This is a genomic window from Hyperthermus butylicus DSM 5456 (genome assembly GCF_000015145.1).
GTDB lineage: Archaea > Thermoproteota > Thermoprotei_A > Sulfolobales > Pyrodictiaceae > Hyperthermus > Hyperthermus butylicus.
Genome location: NC_008818.1, coordinates 1,510,503 through 1,535,396 on the forward strand (window position 1 = coordinate 1,510,503; position 24,894 = coordinate 1,535,396).

Below are 24,894 nucleotides of genomic sequence, written 5' to 3' on the forward strand. Positions count from 1 at the left end.
CACATCCATCACTAAACAAGAGACAAAATATGGGCTTGCCGAACATCTTATCGTTACAGACAAAAAAAGGGGCAAACCAGACAGCTAACCATTAACAATTAACAATATTTCTCCAGACCTTGCCCTGCCCTTGCCGGGTAAATCAATCAACACGTAATCACCGAGATAGAATGCGGGGCTAACTAGCATGCACATACTTGTTGCACATCACCTTTGGCGTTTTGGCGGAGAAACAAGATTCAACCTCGATTTAGCAAGTGCTCTATGCAGACTCGGATATAGGGTTAGCATAGTATCTGTATCAAAACCTATCAAAGCTATTGAGAATGAACTAGCGGCTCTAGACTGTATAGAGAATAAGTACTACATAATACCGATAAGTCTACAGTTATTTGCTTTATATCAAAGGCTTATGCTTTATCGTGCGGTACGTAAGGCTTTGAAAAACACAAAAATAGACTTGCTATGGATTGACTCAAATACTTACAAGCCGCTAATAAACAGCAGATCTAGCTCCTACAGGATAGTCGAGTATATACACTTTCCGCTCGAACTACTAAACCAGCGTACAATAAACCAGCTTCCAGATATTCTGCGCAAAGAAGTTACATCATATTTTTCAAAATACCTTGAATCAAGAAAATGGAAATTGTACCTAAAATTATTAAGCTTAGTTCAAAAAAGAGTTCAACGAGACAATCCATTTACATCGGCCGATTTAGTCCTAGCAAACTCAAGGTATACAGGCGAGCTTGTTTACCATCTATGGGGAGAGAAGCCCTACATATTATACCCACCTGTCACAATAGAGGATTTTAAACACAAAGCACACAAAGGCTACGAAGAAAGAGACGCTAGCATCATCATGATTGGCAGGATCTCGAAAGAAAAGCGCTACGAGATAGTCATAAAGGCAATTACCCATACTGATACTAAGCCTCGCCTACGCATAGTAGGCTCACTAGCGCCATCAGCGAAAAGCTACCTACAAAAGCTAAAGAAGCTAGCCAGAAACAACAACATAACCCTTGAAATCCACACAAACGTATCCAGAGAAAAACTAGTGCAGCTTGCAACGCAAAGCCGCATCTTTGTGCATGCAACCATTGGCGAACACTTCGGCATAGCGGTAGTAGAAGCTATGGCGGCAGGCCTGCCCGTAATAGTTCATATGAGTGGCGGACCCTTCCACGATATTATTGAGAAAGGAAAGTACGGCTACTATTACAAGACTGTTGAAGAGCTTGCACACCACATCGATAAATTGTTATCAAGTAAAAGAGAATGGAATCACTATCACAAGCTCTCCCTAGAACGTGCATCAAACTTCTCATTCGCTAACTTCGTCAAGAGATTAGAAGTTTTACTGAGCTTCATACAAACTTGAATATGCTGAAACTATTTCAATGATTAATGCTTTTGAACATACAATCTAAAATTTAAAAATCTTGGTAATTCGATTGTAAAGCTTTAGGGAAGATAGGTGATGTACACCGGTGTTGTAGGCTTTTCTTCATATTTCCCTCCAAATGTAAGATCATGTTCTGAACTGTTGTATCTTCGAAGGAAAGCTGGCAGAATGCTTGGTTGGTCAACATATATTCTGGCAAGCCTCAAAAAATATGGTTCACGCTTTGATATACTCTACTCGATTATACCATCACTCTGTCAACACAATAGATATACCATACGTAGCGAATTCGGAGTTAATGTTGATATTGTTGAGTTCCCTGTACGCCGAATCGTGAAGAATATCTATGATTACAAAGACTATAATGCAATAGTATCATTCATATCAAATATTAATAAGGAGGAACTCATAATCTATACACATAATCTATTTTCACTTAATTTTGCATATGAGTTATTGATTTTCTTCTCTAAACTAAAGAAAATAAACAAAAATATAACTATAGTCGCACATCAACATTCACAGCCACCATTCAAGTACTATAGCGAGTCCCTTGGTAAGCTAAAGGGTAGCGCAATAGGTGTTGCCGGTGAATTTCTGTTTAAGCTTTTACACAAGTATATAGACGGCTACGTAGTATCAAACAAAAAGACGTTTCATTATCTCGTTGATGAGATGAACATAGACCCCAGTACAGTACTATATCAACACGTTGGCGTTGACTATGAGAATGTCAACCCAGCCAAATATCGTGCCTACATGCATATAGTCGAAGAAAAGGTATGGAAAAACTGTGATTACAGATTGGTGCTTGTATCAAAGGTTACACGTAACTATGGAGGCTATGTGAAAGGCGTAGATCTAGTGCCCCATGTTGTCAGTATGCTTAGAAAATTAGGGTATAGAGCATGCATAGCTGTTATAGGCGAAATACTCGACAAAGAGCTTGCGTTAAAACTTAAATCAACAAATGGTATAATTTTAACGGATCACCTACCCCGCGATGAAGTTTTTAAAATAGTTGCATCATCTGACCTATATATCTTGCCAGCAAGGAGCAATTACTATTATGGTGGTATTGGTGTCGCTGTCATCGAGGCACTCGCCTTAAACATTCCCGTAGTATCGCCTACACTTGAGCATGTACCTGACGAGCGCGTAGTGAAGTACCTCGGGGTAAAAGCAAAATGGGTGGATACAGCTGGCATATCTAGATTCGTACGAGATATCGTGCATGCGTTAGACAATATTACACAGTTCAGGCCGAGGCAGTACTCGATAAGGTTTTACGACATACGTATAATGGTTAATAACCTCGAAAAATTATTTACATCATTGACAAGGAAAATCTAGTGAATCACCATTGTTATACACATCATTGTATATTACTTCTTATGTAAGTTCTATATTACCCTAGAGCCGACTTTCTTATTACCTTAACTATTTCATATTTTGTAATTGTAATTCGCTGTTTTGCACACAATGCCCATTCTTTCACACAGTCTGGAATCTGTATCGTGTGGTAGGGGGAGCCCGAGTGCTAGTAATATGAGAGCAGCATAGTCCAGGGTTCACGTATAGCCTTTGCAGCCTCCATTAGGATAGGGTCATCCTTTGGTGTTACAGCTATGTGGATGTTCATGGGATGATTGCCAGTGCTGCCGAAACTTTGTCTATTGGTGGAGCGTAGAGGTTGAACTTGCGAAACTATAGCCTTTCCTTGGTACGACGACGAGGTGCTGTGCACGGCCACTATATGGGCCATAGAATATTCCGCCACGTCCTCTTACTATGCTATGTATGAACTTATGACTGCTCTCTTCCTCGAATTTCCTGAGAGCATGAATAACCCGGTTTATAGTCCTCTCTACATCGTGCACTACTCTTGTGTTTATATAGATCCCATAGTTTGATTCTTGCACCACAATGACAGGGCTATTATCTTCATCTACTACGGGTCTCTCCACATGCAATACAAATCTCCGTAGTGCTCCAATCCTGGCAACAAGGGCCCTACCAATACTCGTTATCATCTTTCCTGTCACACTGTTCTTCATGAATATGTTCACTACCCTAGCATCGGGGCTCTTTCTATACGCTGTTTTCCTATCATGCCTTCTCTTATGGGCTTGAACTCAGGCTTTACAAGGCCGTAATCGTATAGTATGTGAGGCACTTAAACACGGTAGTACGTTCTACCATTGCCATGGTCACTTACAACTAGTACAAGACCATCGTCAAGAAAGAGAGGCGAGAGTATCTCTCCTACAAGTTCGTCGAGTAGCTCTAATATCCTGCGCATACATTCATCGTGCGGGCCATAGGCCTCCTCAGCATGCCCATGAAGTACTGCATCCACGAATCCAAGCATTATAAATACGTAAGCTTTATCGCCTAGGAGGCCTCTACGCGACGCTTTGAGGAGTGTTTCAAGGACAGTCATATCGTGGAATACAAACTCGCAGATACCACTTCTCGAATCATTATTCTCTGCCGCAGTATCGCGTTGCATTTTCATAAATCTCATCAAGTCATGCTGGGCTAGCATGGCTTCTTGGCGATAACCAGTCGGCTATTAATGCTCCCGAAACGGCATGCGTGGCCGCAAGGATGATGGTTAGGTTGACCACTCCCATCTCATGTTTTCCGGGGCTTACTCCGCTTGTAATACCTGTCCACATGGATGTGGTATAAGGTTGGAATTATATCATATGGATCTGAGGGTGCCACATGACTCTAGCTCGGCGAATGATTTAAGGCCGCCATGTCCTCTAAGGCTCCGGTAGACGTTGAGGAATAGCCCATCAATGCTGAATAGAAGTGCTCTATACTTGTTCGTGCCAATTACGCGCACCACCCTTCATCAAGTGTCTACTGCTGCCAGGAGCGTGCTTTGCATGTACTGTGATGTTAAAAATGGCTTGGTGTATTCATAGGCGAGTGTTTAGCTTGTCGTGGTTGCCATTGCTTCTTCTACTTGTTTTCTTTGTTGTGCTTTCTTTTTGCCTAGCTTGATGGCTATGTGGAGTGGTATGTAGAGGCTTAGGCCTATTATGAGCATGCCTAGGCCGCTGGGGTCGGGGGAGATTATTGCGCCTACGATCATTGTGCCTAGGAGTATGTACTTCATTGTGGTGGGGGTGAAGTGGTCTGGGCTTATTATGCCGTAGGCTAGGAGGAGGTATATGACGATGGGTGTTTCGAAGAGTAATCCGAATGCTATTGCGAGCTTGATTACGAAGTCTACTACCGTGCTTATCCTTATTGTTAGTAGGAATTTGTAGCCTGACGGTACGAGTGGTGGGTAGAGCTTGAGCATCATCGTGTATATGAATGGCGCCACTATGTATATTGCGAAGAATACTCCGAAGAGGAATGCTGCTACGAAGAGGAACATGAAGCGTTTTGCGAAGCGCTTCTCGTGGGGGTAGAGTGCTGGCTCTACGTAGGCCCATATCTCCCGTGCAGCTATCGGTGTTGAGCCCATAACTCCGAGGAGGAGGATACCCTCAACCATTATCTGTATCGATTCGAACTCTGTGCTGGGGAGTATCGTGACGTTATAGGTGTGCCCATCAAACGTGGTTATCTGCTTTGGAACAGTGTGAGCCACAATCAGGCTTGGAAGCTTCGCGGCCAAGGGAACGTAGAGTAGGCCACCCTTACCCGCCGGAATAACCGAGAGCACAAGTGCAGATATGATAAACGCTATGATTATTCTACGTAGCCTAATGGCGAGCTCTGTTAGGTGCTCCCAGATGCTAGCCTCCCTATCCTCAGCCAAGGGGCGCTGCCCCCTCCCTCCACGCGGCGGCCGTGTGTCTGGCCCATAGCCTAGGGGCTCCGGGGTGCTGGTGGCTGCTCCGTTTTTCTTATACTGCTATCTTGGCTTGGGGCGGCCTACTTTTTCTCCGAGACCTTTATCTCGTCGAGGAGACCCTTCTTCTTTGCCTCGTTTATTATCTCGGTTATGAGGTCGTCCTTGCTCTTCTCCTTAGTCTCTATACCGAGCTTCTCGGCTAGCTTCTTAATCGTCTCCTCGTCGACGCCCTCCAGTTCCCTCCTCGTCTTCTCTGTCTTTCTTTCCTCCTCTAGGAGGCCTTGGGAGGCCTTCCTAAACTCGTAGAGTGCTTGTCCCAGGCCGCGGGCTAGCTGTGGCAGCTTGGTGGGCCCGAATATGAGCAGTATTATTACGAGGATTATTACCCACTCCATGCCCTGAAGGAACTCGAACACTGCTCAACGCCTCCCCGACTGGTTCTCCCTCTACGCCTCGTTTCCGGGTTTCTCCGTGACGAGTTGTGTTGGTTCTGGGTGGATATATGTGTTGTATCGTAGGGTATCGGCTTGCTCTTGTGTTGAGGCTTGGCTCTCCTCATATCTCTGCGAGGGGCTTTGAGAGCAACGTAGCTATCACCGTGAAGGCTACAGCTACTCCTGCGAGTAGTGCTGTGTCGCCTAGTGTTGCTAGGCCTGCAGCGGCGTAGCCTAGGGGCTGGACTGCCTGTTGCAGGTATGGTGTTAGGAGGCCTGCAAGCACTACTATGGAGAGTAGGCTCCGGGACTCACTGTACACTATCATGAAGGAGGTTAGTGCTGCAGCGGCGGAAAAGTATAGGCTCACCACCATAACCATGGCTATGTATGCTGGTGATACTAGCTGGCTCCAGGAGGCTAGGAACGCTGTTGACAACGCGTAGGCTAGGGAGAGGCTGGCTACAAGCATGTAGATGTAGGCGAGTTTGGCCAGGAACAGCTCCTCCGGCGGGATAGCGGATGCGCGGAGCCCGTCGAGCGTGCCCTTCTCGGCCTCACGCAGCACAGCAAGGAACCCAGCGGCAAGGGATACAATGAGCATTGTGAGGATTTGGCCTGCTGCGAGCACCGCCGCTGCATCCTCGTACTCCGCTATAGGTGCTGCTGGCCCGGAAACCATGTAGGATGAAGCTAGGCCCGCCACACCAGCGACGATGAGCAGCGCTGCTGGCTCCTGCCAGCGCCTCATAGTGGATAGGAGATCCTTACGCAGCAGCGCGGCAAAGGCTAGCGGCAAGGCTGGCAAAACCCCGCGACGGTGGGGTGGGGGCACGAAGAAGGCTTAGTCCTTTATCGCTGGCTGACTGTAGCCGCTGTGGCAGCCCTCGAGGATGTCTATTACGCGTAGGGTCCCGGTTGCCGGGTCGTAGACGCCCTCTACCACGACGCTGTCTGGGTCCCAGCGCAGGTACTGTATCGGGCCATACTTCTTCTCGATATACTCGGCATCGGCCACTGCTAAGAGTTTACTACCATCGCGGCCCTCTAGTACGAGGTATAGCTTGCGGCTAGCCTGGTCATAGTGGAGGCTTGCAAGCCTACCCTTGACCGTTACCTTGGCCTCCCTAACGAGTTTAACCACGTCCGAGACATCCATGTAGCTGCTACCCTTTACCGCATAGTAGCCTATCACCGCGAAGGCGGCGAAGAGTACTATTGCTGCGAGTATAGGCTTAGCCTTGCCAGCCGCCACTATTCCCAGCCCCACCACTTACCAGTCTCCGGGCTACAATATAGGCTAGCCCCGAAACAAGCAGCCCATAGAGTAGCGTGTCGACTATAACGCAGCCCGGCCGGAGCACGGAGAGCGCCGATGCGACAGTGGCCGAGAGGCCCCCTAGCCTCACCACGTGGCCCTGGAGCGCTACCTTGCCGTCAACCAGGTACTTGTCGATGGGCCCGGTGTAGGTTATGTTGACGAAGCCCCCGCTAAGCCTCACGGTGAGCACTACACCGTTCCCTGAGGGGAAGACACCGTATACCCTTGTAACGGTGCCGCCGAGGTAGCCGGTGGCCATGTAGACTGCTGTAGCCACTATTATCAAGCCGGCCGCAATGCCTGCTAGCCTGAGCCTCCTGGCATACTCTACGCCGGCTCCAGCAGCCCGCACATAGGCCTGCACCGATAGCAAGCCTATAGCGAGGACCAGCAGTATCTTCGAGTAGAATATCGCCCGAACCGCTGGATCCTGCATGAAATCCTGGAGGAGCGCTTGTGTGGGATGCAGGCTCGACTCCGCTATACGGGGCGCAGCATAGCTAATCGGCACCATTGCATAGGCGGCAACGGCGTAGACCGAGGAAACCACTGGGGCCCTGTCGGGGTCGGTTATGCTGGCCCGGAGCGCAAAGTAGACCAGGTAGACTAGGAAGAGTAGGAGGACGCCCGTCTCGCGGGGATCCCAGTTCCACGCCTTCCCCCAGGACTCGGCTGCCCAGAAGCTGCCCGAGACAAGCGTGTAGGCGGCGTAAAGCGTTGCAACGATCAGGAACCCAACAACATACCTATCATAGACTTGGCGCCGGCGGAGCAGGTAGAGTATAGCCGAGACAAACGCGCCAGTGTAGAGTACATAGCTGACCATAGCTGTCGGCACATGGATGTAGATGTTGAGGTAGGCAGCAGGGCTTCCCAGAGGCACAAAGGCAGGATAGGACCCCTCCAGTACTGCATAAGCCGACACCAAAGCGTCAACAATTAGCAGCGTAGCGAGAAACCCCACGAGCCTACCAACACTACCAGCCAAGGCCCGGGAGTCACCCCGCAACAGCACAGCTGTAGCGTCCTCCCAATCCAGGTGCAAGGCCCACCGAGAACCAGGTAATAAAGCCACCCACGCAAAAATCCGGAGGCGATAGAGCCCCTGGACAGCATAGCCACATACCACTAGGCGATGTCCGTCCTGCAGCTCAGCCCTAGACACAGTTCTACAGGAATGCCCCGCCAAGCGTCGACGGCTCGTAACACTGTGCTGCCCTGGCAGAGCTGTGCCCCTACCGTTTCCCCATCTCCAATAGCTTACCCTCTCTTATCTCGTAGACCTTGTCGGCTATTCCTAGGAGTTCTGGCTCTCCTTTGGGCGTCGCCGCTATTATCGCTGTGCCGCTGTCTGCTAGACCCCGCAGCATGACCGTTAGTGTCTTGGCAGCGTCGGGGTCTAGGCCGGTTAGGGGCTCGTCTATGAGGAGTAGTCTTGGTTTGTGGGCCAGGGCTCGGGCTATGTCCCCGCGGCGGCGCCAGCCGAAGCTCAGCCAGCCCGCTAGCTGGCTGAGCCTCGCCCTTAGCCCTAGCTTTTCCACGATGGGATCGGATGCGGACACGTAGCTTGACGCGTTGTTTAGCCTAGCGTATAACTCGATGTTCTCAGCTACGGTTAGCTCGTCGTAGAGGAAGCTGTGGTGCATAACCACGCCTCTGCAGCGCTTCGCCTCGAGGCTCCAGGGCGGGTGACCGCAGACCCTTACCTCTCCCCTGCTTGGGCGGAGAAGGCCAGCAAGTATCCTTAGCAGCGTGGTCTTCCCGGAGCCGTTGGGGCCTACAATGACTACCAGCTCGCCCTCCTCTACTTTGAGTTCTACCCCGCGTAGAACCCATTCACCTGGACGGTAGGCCTTCCAGAGGTTCCTCGCGTAGGCTATGGTCAAGCCCTGCCAGCCCTCCTCGATGCGAGCACGCCTACGGCTGCGAGGTATAGTGCTGAGACCGCCATTACCACTGGGCCTATCCAGACGAGCCTCACGCCGGGCACGAGCTTAACCTGTAGGCGTAGACCATCCCTTACCAGTGTAGAGTTTGCAGGGTCGAACTTCGAGGCCAGAATGTAGACGTCTAGGAGGCTGTTCTCCAGGAACGCCCTTGCCTGTTGCTTCTCGAGGCCGGATACGAAGTCTGCGTTGTAGCCTCCAACCATTACTGCTGCCAGGGCTAGTCGATCCGGCACGGTGAGGTTCTTGAATGCCTCGTGGAGATAGTAGATTAGCAGCTCGTGATACGCCACGGCCTTGCCGTAGATTATGCTATCCACTACAGGCGGGTTAATGACTATGTATAGCTCGTCGAGCCCCAGGCCGGGATGCATAACCTTTGGTACAAGCCCATGGATACCTTGTACCTCTCCATAGGCTTCGAATCGTATCCTCAGCTTGACCTCCCTAAGGTCATCGCCCCTTCCCACCAGCAGCTTGACATCCAGCCAGGCTGTTTCGGGTACAAGCCTCGGCGCCGCCACGTAGGCCCTGCAACTATCAGCGAATAGTGCACCGGAGGCTAGACAGTCCCTGGTGAACGCTAGCTCGAGCACTCTATCCGGCTCCCTCAGCAGCTCGTAGAGACCTGTCTCGTTAAGTAGGCGCATCAGCTCCCGGTACCTCTCGTCCTGGGAGACCACAGCGTAGACTACGAGGGGGCGTGGTAGCTCAGCCGGTATGGCTATAGAGGTGTTGCCCCATACCACGAGCCTACCAGCATCAATGCCTATCACCGAGTCCTCGCCGGTTATCCTCCCATCTTCCACCCTTAGGGGGGCACCCTTCCCCGCTGATAGCATCGCCTGCGAGGTTAGCGTAGCATTCACCACCTCTACAGTAATGTTGCCCAGGACTATCCTTGTAGGCTCATTGAATTCTAGTGCTAAAAGCTCGTGTACCCCCAGGAGGGGCGGCATGAAGGCTGACACGTTCCTCTGAAGCTCGAGGACCATTCTTGCAGCGCTCAGCCTCAGGTAGACCATGAGCCTGCCTGTCTCCTCGTCCAGGACCGGGGCTGGTGTGAGCGTTACATTCGTCAGCATGATGCGTACCGGCTCGTTGTAGGCTATAACCATTGTAGCATTCTGTGTGAAGCTGATAAACCTCACGGTAGCGTTAGCCTCGACGGTAAAGTTGCCCAGGTATACTAGCTCGTCGCGCATCGTTAGGTTGAGAAGGAGGCGCAGCGTCCTGTTCTCGTATAGGCTCCTACCGACCTCATAGTCACGTATAATGGATGCCATATCGTTTGCCAGAGTGTAGAGGGCCACTTGGCCATAGTAGTAGCTGCTGCTTCTCCCAACGTACTGCGTATAGATGTCCACTCGGGAACTGCTTATTCCGTAGCTGTAGTCCTCAAAGACTAGCTTGACTCCGCCCGGGAGCTCGAGCACCTCGCCCGGCTTCAGCGTGTAGTCCCGAAGGTACACCGTATTGAAGGCGTATGTGCCGCTGAGCAGGATGCCCAGCACGGTGAGTGAGAGGCCTAGGTGTAGGAGTGAGAGCCCGGAGAGACGGTCGCCGAGCAGTGTTGGGGATCTACGGCGGACCTGCAAGGCTATGTACGTAGCTGTGGAGGCCGCTGCAGTGACGGCCCAGGGGAGCCCAAATGCCATCAGTATACTGGTTTCCTGAGGGCTAAGCGGGGCTAACACAATGTAGCCACGATACGCGGCTACTGCTAGCACACTAGCTATGACTGCTGTGGTTGCTGTGAGTGCTGCGTAGCCCCTCCAGCCCAGCCACTTGCCGGTAAACACTGCCGGTATTGCAGCGAGCATCGCTATGAGTAGCGGGTAGAGCACCGGGTGGTAGAATTCTACGCCCTCCTTCATCTGCGGCACCGTGACTTCGTGGCCGGCTAGCGTGTAGAGAGCCGGGATGAAAAGCGACGCGTAGACAAACACCGAGGCTGCCAGAAGCGCCGCAAAGGCCACGGCGAGGCCTACACGGTACGTGTCGAGGCTGCGAATCGCCCTCGACAGCTCCTTGCCCGCCAACTCTACGCTGGTGTAGAGCCTCCAGACAGCGTAAGCGAACGCTGCCGCGCCCAGGGAGAGGAGGCTCGCTGCACCAATAGTGGAAGCCGCGAAGCTGTGTAAGGGGCTAAGACCGCTCCTCGTAACGTACATCGCGGTGAATATGCTTGAGAGAAGCCAGGCAGCATTGAACCCGCTAAGGCTGGGGGCTACTGCGAGCATGTGGGCTAGCAGGGTAGCTACGAGCCAGACCATTAGCTCGCTGGTCTCAACCGGGTCCCAGGCCCAGTAGCCTCCCCAGCCGAAGGTCTCGTAGCTCCAATACCCTCCTATCAGTATGCCAAGGGTTAGCAGTGCCCAGCCAACCTCGTAGAGTATGTAGCCCTCCCTCCTGACGCCAGCCAGGAACGCTATAGAGGAGACAGCTAGCAGGGCGTAGCCCCCAAACGTTGTGAGCGGATGGGGGTAGAGCCAGGGGCTCTTAAGCAGCGGATTTAGCCCGGCACCGCTAGCCGGGGGCTCCGGCAGCACCGTGAACGCATCGTTGAGGAATGCTGCAAGGAGACCGACGGTAACAACGACGGCTACTCCACCAGCTAGCCACCTCACCTCGTGACGGCGTAGGAGGTAGAGCCCCGCAAGGCTAGCGACAACGCTGAAGAGGTAAAGACTCCCGCCGCCCCCAGCCCATGCAGAGGCAAGCCTCATCCACAGGGGTAGGCCGGGGCTGGTATTCCAGAAGACCTCGTGCAGAGTGAAGTCCAGCCTTATGAATGGTATCCAGTAGACTAGCCAGCCAACAGCAGCCAACACGAGGCCGAGCTTGAGTATCCTCTCTACACGCCTACCAAGGGCTAGCGATGCTATGGCGCTATAGGCTACCAGTGCAAGCGCTGCTGCAGGCAGTATCGCTGTGTAGTGGAGTCCAAACAGCGAGAACGCCAAGGCAACACATCACCTCTCTAGACCAGCTGTAGGCTGTACATGAGTAGGTAGAGCCCCGAGGCTAGGAGGACTGCTCCACCAATCCTGCTTAGTAGGCTGCTCCTGGCGAGGAGCCTGTCTACAACACCCGCGCCCAGCCTGGATACGGTGTAGAGGGCTAGGGCTAGGGGCACGCTAACGCCGAGGGCGAAGCTTGATGCGACAAGCAGCGCTGACACAGTGCTCCCAGCACTAGCGATGAGTAGAAGTGCACCCACAACGAGGGGAAGGTTGCACTGCACAGCAAGGAACCCATAAGCGGCACAGAAGCCTATGAGGCCGCCCCTCCTAGCCGATATGATCCCCTCCAGCTCAACCGGGACCCCAAGCAGCCCCCCGAAACCAGCAGCAATAACAGCCGACGCTATAACTGGTATTAGCACCTCCTGCAGCCTCGACACAGCGGCGCCGAACAGGACGAAGAGGGCACCTATCCCGAGCACCCCCACAAAGCTCGCGAGACCACAGAGCCCACAGCTGCTAGCCGACATGACGCGGCCCCGAGAGCTGACGACAGCTGCCTGCGTAACCAGTAGCGGGAGAACACAAGGCGAGAATGCGGCCACAAAACCAGCTGCAAAGGCTGCTAGTGCACCTACAAGCCCTACTAGCTGCTGACTCCCGCTAGCCGTTACACTGATGACTGTAGCCTCGCCAGGCCCGGGCTCCACAGCCATAGCTTCAAGCGTGTCGTTGAAGAGTCTAGGCGGCTCCCTGCCGAGCAGCATAGCAGAGATGTACTCTAGCAGGTACGTAGCCCTATCAACCTCGTAGGATGTGAGGTCCTGTACATACTTCCTCATGCCAGCTACAGCCTCGTGGAGCAAGTTGTAGCCACCGTAGAGCTCGCTTAGCGTCCGATTAGACCTCAACGCTTCGACAAGCCTCTCGGCAAGCATGTCGCCTGCCACAGCCCTACGCGACTCAAGCCAAACCCTCAACGATTCAGTGTCGATACCTTCTATGTGGCCGTGGCATACTGCGCATCTAGAGTTGAAGACCTGGAGGCCCTCAGAGGCAAGCCTCTCCGGGTTAGAGGCCACAGCAAGCCCGGCAGCTGAAAGGGCCCAGGATAGCATAGCCTCGGTTATGTTTCCGCCCCAAAAGCCCCCCACATGCCTTGCAACCGGTTTACCGTCAACGAAGACTATGAAGGTCGGAGTCTCGGAGACGCCATAGCGGCGAAAAGCGGGGTCGCTTTCACCACTGTACATTATGTGGTAGAACTCTACGGGGAGCTGGCTACTAGCCTCCTCCAGCCGGGCCCAGTACGGGTACATCTTCCTGCACACCGGGCAGCTGGGAGCCTCAAACATTACAGCCACTGGCTTCTCCGTCTCCTCTAGGAGCTTCTCGAGAGCAGCAAGGTTCGGTATACTGTTCCCCGAAACCTTGAGGTAGACCTTGGAATCTCCCTCCATGTACACAAGCAGCGAGAACACTACAACAGCAGATATGGTCACCAAGACTACGAGTAGCGCGCCGCTACGCTTCCGCCTCTGGAACCCCTCAAGGTCTAGCCTCATGCTCCTACGCCGCAGCCCCGACAAGACCCCTCAGCCACACCCCAGTACGGCCCGCAACCAGGCCCCCTTGCCAGGCGAAGCACACAGCAGCCACCCCAGTACAAAATTATACCTTTCAAGAAAATATTCGGGTGTAACAGCCGGGAGGCCCGAGAGCCCCATGTAGGGGCTCGCCGTCTAGGAGCCCCCAGCCGCAACTACAGCTGCGGCCTTCCCAGGCTCGGAGACACTTGTCTCCTCGTCCTTACAAGCCTTCTTGTTGCTGGTAAGCTTCTCCTCGATGAACCTCCGGTGCGCCTCACGGTTTAGTATTATGCCGACAAGGTAGTGTGGAAGCTCGTGCCGGACAAATGCCTCCACAACCTTGGCCTCAGCCTTCCGGAGTAGTTCAGCCAGCGTAGAAACCGAGACGCCGAGCTTTGCAGCTAGACTCTTAAGACTAATCCTTCGTGGGAAGCTATAGTAGCCCATCAGGTAGGCGTAGATAAGTGCTAGCTCCTGCTTCTCGGTCAGCATGTAGTCGTACTCGTCGATACGATGCATGAATACTATCCTGTACCCGCTAGACCGGAGGTAATCTAGCCCCTTCCCCCGCGCCACTATGAACTCGCAGAGAATACCATAGGGCGCAATTATAACGGACTTAGCCATAACACCTATGGGAGCTGATACCAGTAGACAGCTCTTACCATTCCGTAGGCACGCACACTTAGACACATCGACGAGGATCCTGTATACGTTGTTAAACTTGCTGGAATAGACGCGCTGGAAGGCAAGCCCATCCATTCGCTTCAGCTGTCTCTCAAACTCTTCCATCGATCCGTTCCCGCCGCTAGCCCGAACCCAGAGCTCCGTAACGCCCCGCTCCCAGTCAATGTTAACCCTCAAGACGCGCGCAGCGAGACCACTAACAAGCCTAAGCGGGCCGCTATCAGTATCGCTGCTCTTCTTAGCAGCACTGCTAACCGCCATGTACAGCGGACATTCAAGGTTGTCGCGGAGGCAGAACACTACTAGTGGCACATTCGACATGCTAACACCCAGAGGCGCCAGAGCCCAAGGTAACTACCCTGCTACCAGCCCAAACCTATACCAACGATATAGTATGCAAAATGTTTTGCCGAAAATTTTCGGGACGTATGTACGGTATACCCAGCTTCTACCCACACAACGCCCAGCCACGCTGCCAAAAACGGCACCTAACAACCCTCCCCCTCACGGCGAGAAAACCGTGGAACCCATCCAAGGCTGGGTACCCATAACCCCCTATTACATCAAGGTTACCAACAATGATCTACGGCAGAGACAGCATTAGTGCCATGAGGTCTTCGCGATTTCCCCTTGAGTTCTCGCCGTATAGGAGGCATGAGAGCCGTTATAGTTTACTGAGTTATTTAAATTCCGAAATGTGGAGTGAATAGTTGGACCTTGGCCTGGCTGTGAACAGCAAGAACATACAATTCCTGTTGCCTATTATCGTGAATTACTTGGCTTACTTGTTTGGGCCATGTGCTTGGCTGTGGTGGGTTTTTGTTGGGGGTGTGTTGTGGGTTTGTGCTTGGGGTGGAGTTTTGCCCCTTGTTACTGCTCGGGATTTGATTAGGGATTCTCGTCTGGTGTATGCTTTTCTGGATGGAACAATTACTGATGCTGTTAAGCGTAAGACCGAGCCTAGTGTTGGTAGTGTACCGGTTGTTGGTCATGATATGAGACTTCTTGGTATTTTTACCGAGAGGGATCCTGTGGGGCTTATTGCTAGTGATGAGAGTCTCGATCGGAGTCTTGGAGAGGTTATGATGTGGGGTCTTGGTGTGGCTCATCCTGATGATTCGCTTCCGAGTACTGCATATAAAATGGTACGGCACGGGGCTAGGCATACCCCAGTTGTTGATGAGGATGATAGGCTCCTTTGCGTGGTGAGTATTCGTCGGGTACCGCAGTACATGCTTGCTGGAAGTGAATAGCCTTAGGGGGTTGTTGGGGTCTTGGCTGTGCCAAGGATCACAGTGTACGTTGTTGATGTAGTGTTTAGGCCTTTGAGGAGTGTCCAGCTCAGGGGTGCCTGGAGTGGGGTTTTCTCGGGGAAGGTTGTGTATGATGCGTTGAGCCTTTCTGGCCTGGTGCTTGATCGTGGCGGGTTTTTCCGTGTAACTCCGGTTTACCGTGCCAGTGTCAGCCTTGACGCTCCGAGTAACGCTCCGGCGCCAGTTGCTGGAACGCTGTTCTCTGGGGAACGGTACCGGTTCCGTGCCGTATTCTGGGGTTGGACCGGGTTTGTAGAGGCTAGGGATGCCGTTAATGCCCTGGTTAGCGGGCTGGGCGGGCTAGACTATGTCGAGGTACTTGAAGCTAGAGCCAGGACCATTGATGTCGAGTTGCCAGAGCCTCACATCGAGAATCACGGTGAGCGGCCGGTTGCCGGCGAGTTCGAGGTGCTTCACGAGGCTACATTCTACCGATTCCACGGCGCGCTAGTCTCGTACCCTAGCCCCTGGAGACTCATAGCGAGCGTTGCCCGGCGCATCTCAATGGCCTCAGGGATAGACTACCGCCCACTTGTCAGGCTCCTCCAGCCCTGCCTGGAGGTGGCTGTGGATAAGACTAAGAGGATGAGGATAAAGCTCACCCACGGCGAGGAAGTACCAGTCTTCAAGGGCCCCGTGGTCTACCATGTTGTCTGCAGCGAGCACCTCTACAGGCTAACCCAGCAAATGCTAGAGCTAGCCAAGCTCTTCGGCGTAGGCGGGAGCCCCGGCCTAGGCATCGGAGTAGTCTACAACGTTAGGAAGGTGCCATCACGCCATAAGTTACCGCCGGGCGTACTAAAGGATACCTATGCCCTTGAACCCGAAGAGGGGGAGAAACTTGTAAAGCATGGAAGCGCAAATGGTGATGATACCAAAGAAACGTAGTAGTAAACTGTATTGTGAAGCAACCCTTCTCAATGGTACCATGGTATTAACTGAAGTGTATGAAACTTGGAAATTCACATGAACACCGTACCCATATCTCTACGCTATTCCTTTCTCTTCAGCCAGCGGTCTAGCCCAGTTGTCTTTGGCTGCTCTTTTGCTCTGCGGAGTACTTTTTCGATGAAGCGGTCTCTTACGGGCTCGTAGACCTCCCTGTAGAAGCGCTGTGGGTCCCGGAGGACGCTTCTCGGGAACTGTTTGAGGTACTCTAGTGCTGCCCGCCATGCCTCCTGGAAGCCTATTCCTGCTTCCTCGAACTTCCTGGCTACGTGGCGGTCGAAGTCCTCGGGGCGCTGCTCAACACCTCCTATCACGTACCAGCCCCTAGAGGATACCTGGGCCTTTTCGCCGCCGACCTCTTCCCAGCGCAGCTCGTCCTCTGGAACAGTTGCTGCCCGTGTACTGTAGCGCCTGGCCTCTGCTGCTAGTCTCGGCCTCCTAGCTGGGCCATAGTACTTGGCCCATGCGTAGAATATGGCGCGGTTGAGGCCCCAGCTCTTCGCTTTCTCGAGGTCGCCCGTTAGCAGGTAGTATCGGGCAGCCTGGAGCAGCGCCATTACCGGAAAGCGGCCCGGCTCCCTCGGCTCACCGGGAGCTGTTGGCGCAGCTGCCGCTGCTGGTATTGCCGCCTCCAGCATTGATGGTAGGCCTATCTTGGCTGCTCTTGCCTCCATTAATGCTCTCTTCTTCACCTTGCCTATCCTTCGGAGAGCCTCTCTAGCATAGTCGTCGGCTTCGCCCTCCACATAGCTTCTCCACGCGTCTGGGTTGTGGTGGGGCCTAGCTGGGAGGCTCCAGTCGGGATTGAAGCTATCCAGCTCCTTGGGCGATAAGGCTACTGCTACCCTGTCGAGGCGTCGGTGTAGGCTGAGGGGCGCGGTGAACACACGCTTTGCTGCTACGAGGTTTTCCACCTTGACAAGCCCGCCACAGCCATGTACGGCGCGTAGTATTTCGGGTTCCAGCTCCTCAAGCACTAGCTCAGCTGCTGCAAACGCCACGTCGAGGGGATGCGCTTCCCCTAGAATGTCGCGGAACGCTCTCTCGTGGATCCTTATGTGCATTCCTGCACCACTCCAGAGCATGTAGACGCTGCTGCAGACGCCGTGTTCCCGGCAGAGCTGCTCATATATCATCCTGGCGATTTCTACCACGCAGCGCCACGCATCACCGATTCTCTGCTCGTCAATAATATCCACGTCTATGAACGGCGTAGCATAGGCCACGTTTTCCTCGTATCCTTCCTCCACATCGCTACGGGCCTCAAGCCTACGATACACCTCTATGGTCCCATAGAAGCTCCTGGCACCAATACTCTGGAACCTCCTAACAATCTCCAGCACGTCCCGGGGCTCACGTACAACCAGTGGTCTCGGTCCAAGCCATCTAGCCCACTTCTTTCCCGGACCTTCAACTGCAGCCCAGCGGCCACGGAGGAAATCCGCCATCTCCCTCTGAACTTCATGTCTGGAGTAGTATGCTAGGGGGCTAATAGTCAAGGCCGAGGAAACCCCATGAAGTAGTATTACGCATAGCTGCCAGATTATTGCCTGGCAGGGTCTTCGGCCCAACCACTGCAAAGCTAGAATATAGCTTCCCAGTAATCCACGGTTGCATAGCTACATAATGCCCTGTAACAGCTATAGCTAACACGTGGATGTGAGCCAGCGAAAATCTGTACCAGAGCTGGAAGACTCGAATACCAGGTTCTGCCGCATGGCGGGCTCGGCGACTCTACCCATCCACATAACTCCGCAGGGGTTCGGCGCCGCCCAAGCAGCTAGGCTGTTGTCCTCACCGCCCCAGTTTACGTGGTATCCTCGTGTGGTCCCCTAGTATCCAGTATTCGCCATCGCTCCTCTTCTCAAGCTTATATACTGGTACCTTGTGTTTAATCTCCTCCAACACTATTGCTGCTGTGGTGAATGCTTGGTGCCTCGAGACCGCTGTTACGAACACGTATATCGTTGGGTCGCCGGGCCTGCGCGGGCCGTGGTAGTGGTATACTGCTATGTCACGTACGCCGGGAGCTGATGCATACTTCTCAGCTATTCTCATCATTTCCCTCTCAGCTAGCTCCCTCACAGCTTCATAGTAGAGCTCGTGCACTGTCGAGCCTTCAACTAGGCCCTTTACGAAGCCCGCAAACGAGACTAGTGCCCCAGCACCGGTAGCGCCTCCCCGCAGCGAGAGCACCTCGTACACCATGTTGAAGTCTAGACGCTCGTTAGGGCCGAGTAGCCTGGCTGCTACGGGGCCAGGTGGGGGGCTGAGGAGGTAGACCTCGCTAGCGCCCTCCGGCAGTTTGTCCTCGACGCGTCTGCCGAGAGCGTAGATGGCTCCCTCAACACCAACCCTCTCTATAATGCACTCAATTGTTACACACTCCTCGGACAGTTCTAGAACGTGGTGGAAGGGGTTGCCCTCCCGGAACCCTAGCACGTGAAGCCTGCGGCCCACCAGCACAGCACCCAGGATAGAGGAAGGATGGGCGGGGTTATGCGGGCTTGCCTGGAGAGCTACAGGCGAATGCCATGCTTCACTTTTACCTCTAGCAGGCCGCGCAGCTTTACACCATAGTCTGGGGGCAGCTTGTGGCCGTGCTCCGCGTAGAGCTTGAGCACATAGCCCTCGTAGCTCCGGTAGCTGGCTAGCATCTCTCGGAGCTCCCAGGGCTCCGGAGCCTCCTCCAACACAACCACACGGTGGGCTGGCGATTCGAAACTATAGCTTTCAGCTAGTCCCAGCCTGTCGACATGGCTGAGGGTTCTTGCTAGCAGCGCTGCCTCCTCTACACCCGAAGCATGGGCTGGCGGACGGCCAACATCCACTAGGGCTGCCCGGTAGCACAGCTTGTCGCTGCGATGATAGCCTCCAGGCGTAGCACAGGAGCCGTAGACCTCCACAAACAACACCCTCCCACGGCTAGCAGCACCATAGTCGGCACCAGCCTCCCGCAGCGCATTCAGCATCCAGGCTGGCGCCCTCCTTCCACTACCAGTATAGACCCTCCCATCGACAACTACCGCGAGATAACCGTCAAGCTTAACCTCTACTATAGCCTCGCCGGAAACCCGTAGCCTGCCACGCCTCACAAGGCTCCAGTAAATGGGGAGTGTCAGCACTGGATGCAGACGCGCCATGTCCCCGGCCCCTAAAACATCGGACACGCAAGACGGGGTATCTGGTTTACTAGCTTGTCTAGCCTGCTCTCCTCTTAGCCCAATCATCTGCCCTAGACTGGCACCTTCTCTAAAATACTCGTCCCGGCAGGACGGATCCTGAAGCCATACTCCATCCCACGGAGCGACCCAGCTCAGCCTAAACATCCTCGTCGATTGATACTTTGTAGACGTAATACTCTCGCCAACGTGGCAGACTCAATAGCCTACCTATTATGGCCGCCGAGTGTAATGCCCAGCACTGATAGCATTGGATGCATTCAAGCACAGCGGAATGGTATAGTGCCGCTAAACATTATCCTCAATTTGTCGCCAGCTCTTTCAGCGCTAAATCTGAGCCCACGCACCGCAACCCCAGCCTCTAGGGCGATGCATAGGCTACGGGCTAGCAGGGGGTCTGCACGGCCATTCGGAGCTATAGCCTCCACGTCGCCCCTCAGTGCAAGAATTGCCAGCTCAGCCTCAAAGCCTTGGAGCCGTAGCATCCGGAGAGTCTCGACATGTTTTAGCCCGCGTTTGCTAGGAGCGTCAGGCCAGAGGGCTATGGGGCCAACAGCATAGTTTGTAGCTTTTACCTCTACGATCCTAACGGAGTTGCCGACGGATACTATGAAGTCGAACCTGGAGCCGAGAATCTGCCTTTCCCTCTCATAGCTGGCACCACCATAGATTAGCGGTATAACTTTCTCGAACAGCTTGTTCGGCAGCCTTGTGTCCTCGAGTACTAGCATGTCATTATCGTAGAAGGCTACGAGGTCGCAGCTCGTCCTTCGGCCTGGCCTCCAAGCTCGCTTGTAGAGCACACGCGTCCCAGGACGTAATGCCGGGATCCTACCCGGATCATGTATGTGGCATGTGAACTCTCTTCCCGCAGCTTCTAGCACAGCTGTAAACCTGTTGGGCCTGGCTAGCAGGGTGGCCTCCTCTACACCGCTAATCTCCAGAACCAGCCTGCTCGTTGATGAGGCGTTGGAGCTTCTCATACTCGCCCCTCTTCATCCCCCAGTACATGCCTTCGCCGGGGAACCTGCCATTGCGTACATCCGAGGCATACTCGCTGACGGCTCTCCGAATAATTGCGGCAAGGTCAACATATTTCTTGGCGAACGGTGGCGGGGTCGGGGTTAGGCCGAGGAGATCATGGATTACCAGTACCTGGCCGTCACAGTAGGGACCACTACCGATACATATAGTTGGTATTGAGAGTTTCCTCGTTATCTCCCTCGCTACTTCCCACGCCGTAAACTCTATGACTACAGCAAAGGCGCCAGCCTCCTCTGCACCTATAGCCTCCCGGATAACCTCCATGGCTTCGCTGGCCGTTTTGCCTGCCAGGCGGTAGCCACCGAGCAGCTTGTAGCGTTGCGGGGTAAGCCCCACATGGGCCACGACTGGTATACCCGCCCTCACCAATGCTCTTATGGTGTCGCTGTAGCTGGCCCCGCCCTCTATCTTCACTGCATCAGCCCCGGCTGCAATTAGCCTGCCAGCATTCAGTACCGCGTCCCGGGTTGAGGCCTCGTAGCTCATAAACGGCATATCGGCGACGATTAGGGCTCGGGGCTGGGCTCTTGCAACAGCTGCTGTATGCCTCTCCATGTCCTCAAGGGTGACCTGGTGAGTAGAAGGGAGACCTAGAACAACCATGCCGAGAGAGTCTCCCACAAGAATCATATCTACGCCGGCTTCGTCGACGAGCTTTGCTGTTATGTAGTCGTAAGCCGTAACCATTACTATGCGCTCTCCGCGCTGCTTAGCACGAACTATATCTCGCACGGTAACCTTCTCCCGGCCAGCCATCGCTCTAGCAACCTCACAGCTCTCCACATAGCTTCGTTGAATGGTGCCCTTAGCCCGAGCCTCCAAGCCTCACGGGCTACCGAGCCATTGATATAGTCTACCTCGCTACGTCCCCTCCTCGCCACGTCCTGGAGCATTGAGGAGCAGTTGTCTCCCGTAGCCCTAGCCACCCGGAAAACCTCCTCGACGGGATCACCCGGTAGCTCGACTCCCCGCCTCCAAGCTACTAGGGCAACCTCGCGGGCCAGCTGTGCTGCTAGCTTCCCCGCATCGGGGTTCTCCAGGATGACCTTGTTTCTCGACCAGGCTAGCACAGTCACCGGGTTTATCGCCGCATTGACAGCCAGCTTTAGCCAGCGATAAGGCTCCACGTCGCCCACATGGCTCGAGGGGAGGCCCCCCGCCGTCAGTGCCTCTGCAAGCTGGTGGGACCAGAAGCTGCAGCTACCACCGCGCGCCCAGCAACCCAGCAGCAGCCCTCCCCTCCCGAGGAGCCTGGCGCGGCACGGTGCAACGCCTACAGCTCCAAAGTAGACCACGCCGCCTATAGCGCGGTCTACACCGTAGGTTTTTGAGAGGAGTTCGAGGCTGCCCAAACCGTTCTGGAGAGAGACCACCGCCTCGGGGTTCCAGCCTGCCTGGAGAGAATCCTCCACAGCACTTGTCAAATCGTACGCCTTAACAGCGTAGACTACGAGCCTCGGGCGGAGCCTCGCTGCACCCGTCCATCCGCAAACGAGCAGCTCGCCGAAGCCCAACCCCTCGACGAGAACCATATCCCAGCGGCACCCGTCAGTGCCGCTCCTCGTAACCGCTGCCACCTGCACACCCGCCCTCGCCAAGGCCAGAGCTACCGTGCTCCCAACAGCCCCGCAACCCACAACAACCACATCTATGTTGAGGGACACAGTCTAGCGCCACCCCAGCCCCAAGCAACCCGGCATGGAAGAGAAAAAGAAGCAGGGAATGAGGAATCATGACACAAGTCTTGTTGAATGCCTTCGGATCAGATAGGGCTTACCCTGCATGCTCTAACGTGTCCGCAGCTTGCTCGAGTAGACTCCACTCCAGACAACCCCGTGAACGTATAACGTCTGCAGCTACGCGGAGCAGCTCTGCAGCCTGCTCCAAGACCGTCTCGTCGCCGCCATAGGAGAGGTATTCCTCGATTATTAGTAGGGCTTCGTCTAGCTCTGGCGTAGTACCGCAGGACACTTGAACCGCCTTAGCCATCGAGTACGCTTCATAGATCATCCTCGCGTAGGCCATGCTGAATCACATCCCCGCGCCCTAGGCTATGAACCCATCGTAGTCAGCGTCGAAACCCGCATCAACATCTACGCCCGTGTCTCCGCCCTCGTAGTCGCCATATTCACCGCCCTCATAGTCCTCGTATCCCTCAACACCGACATGCTCTTCGTGGTCCTGCTCTTCGCTGGAGAGAAGCTGCGATAACAACACGGCTTCTCCAAGGCCTATGAGGCCTAGTGTCTGCAACATGGGCAACACAAACAAGAGATCCATCAATGCTAGACCTGGCGCTAGGTAGCCGGTACGGCTTGCCGGCTGGAGCACTGCTTCGGAGCTGTGCACCTCGGAGAGCTGGCTTGCAATCCTCCTTGCAGCCTCTGCTGCATGTTCTAGTAAGCGCATAGCCTCGGGGACCGCATTGAGACCATGCTCTGTTAGCCTGATCCTCCTCCTCTTGATTATAAAACCTGTAGTATATTCTTCAACGAGCCCCCGGCTCTTCAGCTTCTCAATGATGGATTCTACTGTCTCGCGGCTGGTGTTGAGCAGTCTGGCTATCGATTCTACAGTGTCGAAGCCTCGGTGCACAGCTAGGAGTACTGCTGCCTCAGCTGCTGTTAGACCCTCCACTCTCTACTCCTCCCCCAAGCTTTTCACGAAGAAACTCGAGTATCAGCTTATACCGCTTCATCCTGTGTCTCGGTTTAACCCTAACGTTATGGCCGTACCTCCCGGAAGCAGCCAGGCAGCTCTCCTTGCTGTGATGCCCCGGTGCTACGTGGAACACCACTGACCGGTCCACGAAGCAGTGGTAATCCTCCATGCCGTGGATTATGGGGGACAAGCGTCTGGACCCGGCCCATATAGTTTACCGGGTCTTGCCCCTCACAATCCTCCCTATCACGCCATGACGCGCCACGTATCTGGTCGGGGTCGAACCAGTAGCCGACATTAGCCGACTCGCTCGCGTCGAAGCCGACCTCCAATCGCTAACACCATGGCCAGGCAACCCGAGGCTTGGGGAACCAGCCAGCTAGGGGTAGCTCTCCACATTTTTCTCGGCGATAGTCGAATAGTACTCTAGGCAGTTGTTGTAGAGGGAGGCTTCTTTTAGCTATGCAGCTGCCTCGTACCCGAGCAACTGGCAGCGTGAAGCGGCATGCCGCGTGGAAGCGGCATAGTTGGCTGGGGCGGCTACGTGCCCCGTTACAGGATCAAGGCTGCGGAGATTGTAAGGGTTTGGGGCTGGGAGCCTAGCGTTCCCGCAGGGCTCGGGGTGAAGGAGAAGGCTGTGGAGAATGTTGACGAGGATTCAGTCACAATGGGTTATGAGGCTGCGCGGAACGCAATAGCACGAGCCAACGTAGACCCCAGGGAGATAAAGGCCGTGTTCTTCGGCACCGAGTCCAAGCCATACGCTGTCAAGCCCTCTGCCACAATTATCGCCGAGGCTCTCGGTATAACACCAGAGACCATGGCGTCGGACCTGGAGTTTGCATGCCGCGCTGCCAGCGAGGGGCTCCGAGCGAGCCTTGCACTAGTAGAGGCTGGCTACATGAAGTACGCACTGGTAGTAGCTTCCGATACTGCGCAAGCAAACCCGGGCGACGTGCTAGAATTTACTGCTGCCAGCGGCGCAGCAGCCTTTGTTGTCGGCCCTGCATCGGAAAGCGTTGCCGTGCTCGAAGGGGTCTACACCTACGTCACTGACACACCGGACTTCTGGAGGGGCCAGCACAGCCGCTACCCAATGCACGGCGAGGCATTCACCGGCGAGCCAGCATACTTCCACCACATAGAGAGCGCAGTCAAGGGCTTAATGGAGAAGCTCGGGCTAAAACCCGAGGACTTTGACTACGCCGTCTTCCATCAGCCTAACGGTAAGTTCCCCCTAAGGGTTGGAGCAAGACTCGGCTTCCCCAAGGAGAAGATTCTGCCAGGCCTCCTCACACCAATAATCGGCAACACATACAATGCCAGTGCCCTACTAGGCTTCGCAAGGATACTCGATCAGGCAAAGCCTGGCCAGCGAATACTCGTAGCACCATTCGGCAGTGGCGCGGGTAGCGACGCATATAGCTTCATCGTAACCGATCGCATCGAGGAGGCTAGGAATCGTGCACCAAAGGTTGACGACTACGTGAACTGGAAGCGCTATATAGACTATGCTATGCACGCACGCATGCGCAAGCTCTATGACAGAAGACCCGTCTAGTCGTGGCGGGG

26 protein-coding genes are annotated in these 24,894 nt (G+C 54.2%); 5 read left to right on the forward strand and 21 right to left on the reverse strand.

The features are described 5' to 3' along the window. Positions 1–187 precede the first annotated feature (187 nt). Positions 188–1,387 carry a glycosyltransferase gene (locus HBUT_RS07880; protein ID WP_011822644.1) on the forward strand — a complete coding sequence of 400 codons (1,200 nt, stop codon included), beginning with the start codon at positions 188–190 and terminating at the stop codon, positions 1,385–1,387. Between the two features lie 99 nt (positions 1,388–1,486). Continuing rightward, the gene (locus HBUT_RS07885) at positions 1,487–2,764 is read left to right on the forward strand and encodes a glycosyltransferase (RefSeq protein WP_083756370.1); all 1,278 of its coding nucleotides are present in this window, start codon (positions 1,487–1,489) and stop codon (positions 2,762–2,764) included. A gap of 320 nt (positions 2,765–3,084) precedes the next feature. Here HBUT_RS07885 and HBUT_RS07890 read toward each other — a convergent pair whose 3' ends face one another. The 12 genes from HBUT_RS07890 to HBUT_RS09095 all read right to left on the reverse strand — a co-directional run bounded on the left by HBUT_RS07890 (position 3,085) and on the right by HBUT_RS09095 (position 14,495). Then, positions 3,085–3,468: a hypothetical protein gene (locus HBUT_RS07890; protein ID WP_011822646.1), complete on the reverse strand. Its 384-nt coding sequence runs from the start codon at positions 3,466–3,468 to the stop codon at positions 3,085–3,087. Between the two features lie 119 nt (positions 3,469–3,587). Further along, positions 3,588–3,929: an alkaline phosphatase family protein gene (locus HBUT_RS07895; protein ID WP_011822647.1), complete on the reverse strand. Its 342-nt coding sequence runs from the start codon at positions 3,927–3,929 to the stop codon at positions 3,588–3,590. A 189-nt stretch (positions 3,930–4,118) separates the two neighbouring features. After that, a complete protein-coding gene (locus tag HBUT_RS09645) occupies positions 4,119–4,265 on the reverse strand; it encodes a hypothetical protein (RefSeq protein ID WP_153801435.1) in 147 nt (48 codons plus the stop codon). Positions 4,266–4,355: 90 nt separating this feature from the next. Further along, positions 4,356–5,195, reverse strand: coding sequence for a twin-arginine translocase subunit TatC (tatC, locus tag HBUT_RS07900; protein WP_011822648.1), 840 nt, complete (start codon positions 5,193–5,195; stop codon positions 4,356–4,358). Positions 5,196–5,311: 116 nt separating this feature from the next. Continuing rightward, positions 5,312–5,647, reverse strand: a complete 336-nt coding sequence (gene tatA / locus HBUT_RS07905) for a twin-arginine translocase TatA/TatE family subunit (protein ID WP_011822649.1) — start codon at positions 5,645–5,647, stop codon at positions 5,312–5,314. A gap of 139 nt (positions 5,648–5,786) precedes the next feature. Then, complete coding sequence (locus HBUT_RS07910) at positions 5,787–6,464, reverse strand: hypothetical protein (protein ID WP_011822650.1); 678 nt, start codon at positions 6,462–6,464, stop codon at positions 5,787–5,789. Positions 6,465–6,509: 45 nt separating this feature from the next. After that, positions 6,510–6,920, reverse strand: coding sequence for a hypothetical protein (locus tag HBUT_RS07915; RefSeq protein ID WP_011822651.1), 411 nt, complete (start codon positions 6,918–6,920; stop codon positions 6,510–6,512). Beyond that, positions 6,901–7,974, reverse strand: coding sequence for a cytochrome c biogenesis protein CcsA (gene ccsA / locus HBUT_RS09090; protein ID WP_052287777.1), 1,074 nt, complete (start codon positions 7,972–7,974; stop codon positions 6,901–6,903). The genes HBUT_RS07915 and ccsA (HBUT_RS09090) overlap by 20 nt, the downstream gene beginning before the upstream one ends. 247 nt (positions 7,975–8,221) lie before the next feature. Then, a complete protein-coding gene (locus HBUT_RS07925) occupies positions 8,222–8,872 on the reverse strand; it encodes an ABC transporter ATP-binding protein (protein WP_011822653.1) in 651 nt (216 codons plus the stop codon). Next, complete coding sequence (ccsA, locus tag HBUT_RS07930) at positions 8,869–11,898, reverse strand: cytochrome c biogenesis protein CcsA (RefSeq protein ID WP_011822654.1); 3,030 nt, start codon at positions 11,896–11,898, stop codon at positions 8,869–8,871. The genes HBUT_RS07925 and ccsA (HBUT_RS07930) overlap by 4 nt, the downstream gene beginning before the upstream one ends. 17 nt (positions 11,899–11,915) lie before the next feature. Then, on the reverse strand, positions 11,916–13,487 hold the full coding sequence (locus tag HBUT_RS07935; protein WP_011822655.1) for a thioredoxin fold domain-containing protein: 1,572 nt from the start codon (positions 13,485–13,487) through the stop codon (positions 11,916–11,918). A gap of 153 nt (positions 13,488–13,640) precedes the next feature. Beyond that, entirely contained in the window at positions 13,641–14,495 is an 855-nt protein-coding gene (locus HBUT_RS09095) for a helix-turn-helix domain-containing protein (protein ID WP_011822656.1), read from the reverse strand. Positions 14,496–15,034: 539 nt separating this feature from the next. On the opposite strand from HBUT_RS09095, the gene HBUT_RS07945 reads away from it, so the two are divergent. Together HBUT_RS07945 and HBUT_RS07950 are read left to right on the forward strand one after the other, a co-directional pair. Further along, complete coding sequence (locus HBUT_RS07945; RefSeq protein ID WP_011822657.1) at positions 15,035–15,427, forward strand: CBS domain-containing protein; 393 nt, start codon at positions 15,035–15,037, stop codon at positions 15,425–15,427. Positions 15,428–15,448: 21 nt separating this feature from the next. Continuing rightward, positions 15,449–16,375: a hypothetical protein gene (locus HBUT_RS07950; RefSeq protein ID WP_011822658.1), complete on the forward strand. Its 927-nt coding sequence runs from the start codon at positions 15,449–15,451 to the stop codon at positions 16,373–16,375. A gap of 104 nt (positions 16,376–16,479) precedes the next feature. On the opposite strand, the gene HBUT_RS07955 is transcribed toward HBUT_RS07950, so the two are convergent. The 9 genes from HBUT_RS07955 to HBUT_RS09650 all read right to left on the reverse strand — a co-directional run bounded on the left by HBUT_RS07955 (position 16,480) and on the right by HBUT_RS09650 (position 23,654). Further along, the gene (locus tag HBUT_RS07955) at positions 16,480–17,934 is read right to left on the reverse strand and encodes a hypothetical protein (protein WP_011822659.1); all 1,455 of its coding nucleotides are present in this window, start codon (positions 17,932–17,934) and stop codon (positions 16,480–16,482) included. Between the two features lie 295 nt (positions 17,935–18,229). Continuing rightward, entirely contained in the window at positions 18,230–18,895 is a 666-nt protein-coding gene (locus HBUT_RS09100; protein WP_011822660.1) for a molybdenum cofactor biosynthesis protein MoaE, read from the reverse strand. Positions 18,896–18,954: 59 nt separating this feature from the next. Then, entirely contained in the window at positions 18,955–19,578 is a 624-nt protein-coding gene (locus HBUT_RS07965) for a hypothetical protein (protein WP_011822661.1), read from the reverse strand. A 299-nt stretch (positions 19,579–19,877) separates the two neighbouring features. Next, positions 19,878–20,600 carry a DNA/RNA nuclease SfsA gene (locus HBUT_RS07970; protein WP_011822662.1) on the reverse strand — a complete coding sequence of 241 codons (723 nt, stop codon included), beginning with the start codon at positions 20,598–20,600 and terminating at the stop codon, positions 19,878–19,880. Continuing rightward, positions 20,551–21,417, reverse strand: a complete 867-nt coding sequence (panB, locus tag HBUT_RS07975) for a 3-methyl-2-oxobutanoate hydroxymethyltransferase (RefSeq protein WP_011822663.1) — start codon at positions 21,415–21,417, stop codon at positions 20,551–20,553. Before panB ends, HBUT_RS07970 begins: the two co-directional genes overlap by 50 nt. Further along, the gene (locus HBUT_RS07980) at positions 21,381–22,325 is read right to left on the reverse strand and encodes a ketopantoate reductase family protein (protein ID WP_011822664.1); all 945 of its coding nucleotides are present in this window, start codon (positions 22,323–22,325) and stop codon (positions 21,381–21,383) included. Before HBUT_RS07980 ends, panB begins: the two co-directional genes overlap by 37 nt. Before the next feature lie 109 nt (positions 22,326–22,434). Further along, a complete protein-coding gene (locus HBUT_RS07985; protein WP_011822665.1) occupies positions 22,435–22,686 on the reverse strand; it encodes a hypothetical protein in 252 nt (83 codons plus the stop codon). 21 nt (positions 22,687–22,707) lie between these two features. Continuing rightward, entirely contained in the window at positions 22,708–23,298 is a 591-nt protein-coding gene (locus HBUT_RS07990) for a MarR family transcriptional regulator (RefSeq protein WP_011822666.1), read from the reverse strand. Between the two features lie 86 nt (positions 23,299–23,384). Continuing rightward, positions 23,385–23,654 carry a hypothetical protein gene (locus HBUT_RS09650; protein WP_153801436.1) on the reverse strand — a complete coding sequence of 90 codons (270 nt, stop codon included), beginning with the start codon at positions 23,652–23,654 and terminating at the stop codon, positions 23,385–23,387. Positions 23,655–23,827: 173 nt separating this feature from the next. On the opposite strand from HBUT_RS09650, the gene HBUT_RS07995 reads away from it, so the two are divergent. After that, the gene (locus tag HBUT_RS07995; protein WP_011822667.1) at positions 23,828–24,883 is read left to right on the forward strand and encodes a hydroxymethylglutaryl-CoA synthase; all 1,056 of its coding nucleotides are present in this window, start codon (positions 23,828–23,830) and stop codon (positions 24,881–24,883) included. The last annotated feature ends 11 nt before the right edge of the window (positions 24,884–24,894 follow it).